The sequence below is a fragment of the Rhodopila sp. genome (assembly GCF_035548235.1).
In the GTDB taxonomy this organism is placed as follows: Bacteria; Pseudomonadota; Alphaproteobacteria; order Acetobacterales; family Acetobacteraceae; genus Rhodopila.
In genome coordinates, this window is the sequence record NZ_DASZTJ010000188.1 from 1 (window position 1) to 4509 (window position 4509).

General features: G+C 69.5%; 5 protein-coding genes and 1 pseudogene. 1 reads left to right on the top strand and 5 read right to left on the bottom strand.

All coding sequences use genetic code 11. The annotated features are described in order from the left end of the window. From VHB27_RS15360 to VHB27_RS15370, 3 genes are all read right to left on the bottom strand, one after another. Positions 1–510, bottom strand: a 510-nt coding sequence (locus VHB27_RS15360) for a CaiB/BaiF CoA transferase family protein (RefSeq protein ID WP_325601965.1), incomplete at its 3' end; no start/stop codon positions are given. Then, positions 507–1469 carry a glycine/sarcosine/betaine reductase selenoprotein B family protein gene (locus tag VHB27_RS15365; protein WP_325601967.1) on the bottom strand — a complete coding sequence of 321 codons (963 nt, stop codon included), beginning with the start codon at positions 1467–1469 and terminating at the stop codon, positions 507–509. The genes VHB27_RS15360 and VHB27_RS15365, both read right to left, overlap by 4 nt. A 144-nt stretch (positions 1470–1613) precedes the next feature. Continuing rightward, complete coding sequence (locus tag VHB27_RS15370) at positions 1614–2303, bottom strand: SDR family oxidoreductase (RefSeq protein WP_325601969.1); 690 nt, start codon at positions 2301–2303, stop codon at positions 1614–1616. A 96-nt stretch (positions 2304–2399) separates the two neighbouring features. Here VHB27_RS15370 and VHB27_RS15375 point away from each other — a divergent pair, with 96 nt between their 5' ends. After that, positions 2400–3575 carry a pyridoxal-phosphate-dependent aminotransferase family protein gene (locus VHB27_RS15375; RefSeq protein WP_325601971.1) on the top strand — a complete coding sequence of 392 codons (1176 nt, stop codon included), beginning with the start codon at positions 2400–2402 and terminating at the stop codon, positions 3573–3575. Positions 3576–3641: 66 nt separating this feature from the next. On the opposite strand, the gene VHB27_RS15380 is transcribed toward VHB27_RS15375, so the two are convergent. Beyond that, positions 3642–4292: an alpha/beta hydrolase gene (locus tag VHB27_RS15380; protein WP_325601973.1), complete on the bottom strand. Its 651-nt coding sequence runs from the start codon at positions 4290–4292 to the stop codon at positions 3642–3644. 24 nt (positions 4293–4316) lie between these two features. Next, a pseudogene (locus tag VHB27_RS15385) lies at positions 4317–4509 on the bottom strand (complex I NDUFA9 subunit family protein); the annotation flags it as partial.

Below are 4509 nucleotides of genomic sequence, written 5' to 3' on the forward strand. Positions count from 1 at the left end.
CACGGCGAACCCCGCGCGGGTCGGTCCGGTCTCGGGATGACCGGTGATCGCCATGATCCCCGACATCGCCTGGATCTTTCCGTCATAGCCGGCCTGGTTGCTGTACGGCCCGGTCTGCCCGAAGCCCGAGATCGCGCAGTAGATCAGCCGCGGATTGACCGCCGACAGCGCCTTATAGCCCAGCCCCAGCCGGTCCATCACGCCCGCTCGGAAATTCTCCATGACGATGTCGGATTGCATCGCCAGCTTGCGCACGATCTCCTGCGCTTCCGGTTTCTGCAGGTCCAGCGTCAGGCTTTTCTTGTTGCCGTTCACCGCGATGAAGGCCGACGCCATGTTGCGTTCGGCCCATTCGCGCGACAGCGGCGTGCGGCGCATGTCCTCGCCGCCCCGCCGCTCGATCTTGATCACCTCCGCGCCCAGCAGCGCCAGTTGGTAACTGGCGTAAGGACCGGCCAGGACCTGGGTGAAGTCGAGGATGCGAACACCCTCGAACGGGCGGCCGGTCATGCCGCCTTCTCGACCCGGTTCGGACGCGCCAGCTCCTTCTGCCGGTCGAACTCGGCGCGGCGGCGCTGCAACTCCGCCTCGCCGATCTGCTCCAGGTTCAGGTAGTCGAGCTTCCACGTCCCGTCCGCGTTCCAGCGGATCGGCGACTGCATCGTCGTCTGCGGGCCGGCGGCGGTCTCCAGCAGGTGCAGCGCGTGTTCCAGCGTCTGGTCCTGGGACGCGACGTCGTGCGGCTTGCCGGCGCTGTTGCCCAGGGGGAAGTCGCTGAACAGGAAGCGCGGCACCGCTGCGTGCTCGACGATGTCCTTGGCGCAGCCCATCAGCACCGTCGGAACGCCGTTGGCTTCGAGATGCCGAGCGGTGAGGGAGCAGGTCTGGTGGCAGACCGGGCAGTTGGGGACGAGGATGGCGACGTCCGCCCCGTCCTCCCGCACGCGGCGCAGGATCTCGGGGGCGTCGGTCTCGATCGTGACCCGGTGGCTGCGGTTGGTGGGCGCGCCGTGGAAGCGCGGCGCGACGGCCCCGATGCGGCCGGCGGCGGCGGCGCGGCGCAGGGCCGGCAGCGGGAACCAGGTGTTGCAGTCGGTCGCCGTCGTGTGGGTACGGTCGTAGCCGATATGGGAGATCCGCAGGTCGTGGTCGTGCGCGGTATCCCCCGAATACACCTGGTAGAACTTGGCGCGGCCGTTATACGGCGCGCCCGGCCCCTGGTCGCCCTTGTCGGGCTGGTACGGCGCCGCCGTCGAGATGATCGCGACCTTGCACTGGCTCAGCGGCTTGGACAGCGCCGTGAACGGCGCCGACAGGTAATGCGCCCAGCGGTACGGCGTCGTATAGCCGATCGCGGTGTAGTACGCCCGCGTCCGCTGCATATAGGGGATCGGCGAGTCGTAATCGGGCGCGAAGCCCATGGCTGCATCGAGCGCGGCATCGATCGGTGCTGGCGTTGCGGTACTCATGCAGGTTCCCTCCTATCCGGCTGACCCCAGCCTTGGCGGCGAACAGTCTCGCACGGAACTGTCTTGCGTGGAACCGCACTGCAGGGAATTGGCGCGACCGATTGCCGCGACGGGGCCGGACGGCCGGCGTGCTCCGCCGATCGGCTACCAACGGACGGTCTGCCCCTGGTGGTTCAGGTAGTGCAGCCCCGGCTTGCGGCCGTTCGCGGCGATCGTATCGACCACGCCGCGGATACTGGTCTCCACGTCCAGGTGGGCTTCCGGACCGCCCATGTCCGTCCGCACCCAGCCGGGCGCGATCAGGAAGAAGCTGCGCGGATCGCCGGCGTGGCGCGCCGCATAGCTTCGCATCAGCGTGTTCAGCGCGGCCTTGCTGGCGCGATAGACTTCCCATCCCCCGGTTTCGTTGTCGGCGACGCTGCCAAGGCCCGAGGACATCACCGCGATCGATCCGGTCGTCGGCACCAGCGCGCCGAATTCCTCCACCACCCGCATCGGGCTCAGGGCGTTGGTCAGCATCACGTGGAAGAAGGTCTCGTTCGTCACCTCGCCGATGGTTTCGCCGCGTCCATTGGATACGCCGGCGTTGACGAACAGCAGGTCGAAGTTTCGCCGCGCCAGCCGCTCCCGCAGCGCCAGGACCTGGGCGTGGTCGTTGATGTCGACGTGCTCGATGGTCACGCCATCGACCGCGTGCAGCGGGGTTGTCGCCGCCCCTTGGGCCGATCCGCGCACCGTCCCGGTCACCTCCCACCCGCGGGCGCGGTATTCCCGGACCAGGCCCAGCCCCAGGCCGCGGGAGGCCCCGATGATCAAAGCGCGTTTCGTCGGCATGGCAGACCTCATTGACGAGAGGGGTTCCGATATGGCGTTTCCGCTATACCCCCGTTGGGTATAACCCCGTTGGGACAACCTGAGCAGGATCGATCCATGGCAAAAGCACGCGGCCGTCAGTTCTTCGCCAACCCCGGGCCGACGAACATCCCAGACAGCGTCCTGCGGGCGATGGACCGCCCCAGCATCGACTTCAACGACCCTGATTTCGTCGAAGTCTACGATGCCGCGCGGGCCGGCGTGAAACGCGTCCTGCGGACCGGGCACCACCTGTTCATGTACAACGCCTCCGGCCACGGCGCCTGGGAAGCCAGCCTGACCAACCTGCTCTCGCCCGGCGACGCGGTGCTGGTGCTGGAGTCCGGCTACTTCTCGGACGAATGGGCGGCGATGGCGCGCGGCTTCGGGCTGGAGGTCCGGACGGTCGCCGCCGACTGGCGCGTCGGCGTGTCGATGGCCGACGTGGAGCGTGCCCTGGCCGAGGACAAGGCGCACGCGATCAAGGCGGTCTGCGTCGTCCACAACGAGACGGCGACCGGCATGATGATCCCGCTGCCCGCGGTCCGCGCGGCGCTGGACAAGGCGAAGCATCCGGCCCTGTTCCTGGTCGACACGATCTCCTCATTGGGGTCGCTGGAATTCCGCATGGACGACTGGGGCATCGACTGCGTCGTCGGCGGCAGCCAGAAAGGGCTGATGCTGCCCACCGGCATGAGCTTCACCGGCGTGTCGGAGAAAGCGATGGCGGCGCATGCCAAGGCGAAGCTGCCGCGGTTCTATTTCGACTGGACCATGATGGCGAACCGCCCGCAGAAGAGCTTCATCGGCACCGTGCCGGTGAACATCTTCTATGGCCTGCGCGAGTCGGTCCGGCTGATCGAGGAAGAAGGCCTCGACAACGTCGTCGCCCGCCATTCCCGCCTGGCCGAAGCCACCCGGCGCGCCGCCCGCGTCTGGGCCGGCAACAACGGGCCGGCGCTGTACTGCACCACCCCGGACCGGCTGTCGGACTCGGTGACGGCGATCCTGATGCCGCAGGGCTTCAACGGCGACGCGCTGCGCAAGACGATCCGCGAGCGCTACAACGTCTCGCTGGGCGGCGGGCTGGGCAAGCTGGGCGGCACGCTGTTCCGCATCGGCCACCTGGGCGACCTGAACGAGCCGATGCTGCTGGGCGCGCTGGCGGCGGTGGAGATGGGCCTGCGCGTCGAGGGCGTGCCGCACGGCCGCGGCGGCGTGGACGCGGCGATGGAGTACCTGGCCGCGGCCTGATCGGCACCGAACCCGCCGCGGCCGGCGAAGGGCCCGCGGGCGCGGGGATCGAGCAGGCCGCGCAGGCTAATCCGCCGTCGCGAAGCCGCGTTGCAGCGCCAGGGCACCGAGCGAGAGGCCCGTGTCGTCGAGGCCGTGGCCGAGGCCGGGAAGGTAATGCGCGTCGACCGGCACGCCGGCGGCGCGCAGCGCGGCCTCGGCGTCGTGGGAGCGGCCGACCGGCACCGCCTCGTCGGCCTCTCCATGCACCAGCAGCACCGGCGCCTTGTTCGCCAGCTCCGCCGGCAGGGTCTCGGGCGCCAGCAGCGCGCCGGAATAGGCCAGCAGCGCGCAAGGCGCATCCTTGCGCCGCAGGCCGGTGAACAGGGTGATCATCGCCCCCTGGCTGAACCCCATCACCGCGTAGTGGCGCACGCCGGCGCGTTTGCGTTCGGCATCGATGAAGTCGCTGAGATAGGGCATCGCGCGGCGTACGCCGGCCTCCATCACCGACGGCGTGCGGTCGGCGACGCTCCACCATTGCCGGCCGAAGCCGGAATCATGGGAAAAGGGCGCGTCGACCGAGGCGAAGACGGCGTCCGGACACGCATCGGCCCAGGCATGCGCGAGGTCGATCAGGTCATGCGCGTCGGCGCCCAGGCCGTGGCACAGCACGACGAGCTGCCGCGGCGTGCCCTTGGAGGCCGGTCCCCAGCGCAGTGCGTTCAGGGCCGCCATGTCTGCTCCTTCCGGAGTGAGGCCCTACCCTTCGGCCGGCAGCGGCATCGTCGGACGCCGGCCGCCGCCGGGCTGGAACCGTCTGAGGTAGGTCGGCACCACCAGCTCCGCCGGCGTGGGCGTGACCCCCAGGTCCGCCAGGCCCAGCGCGCCCTCCGACACGACATTGTCGTGCGACAGCATGACAAGCTGGTCCGGTGTCAGCGGCGCGCCCGGC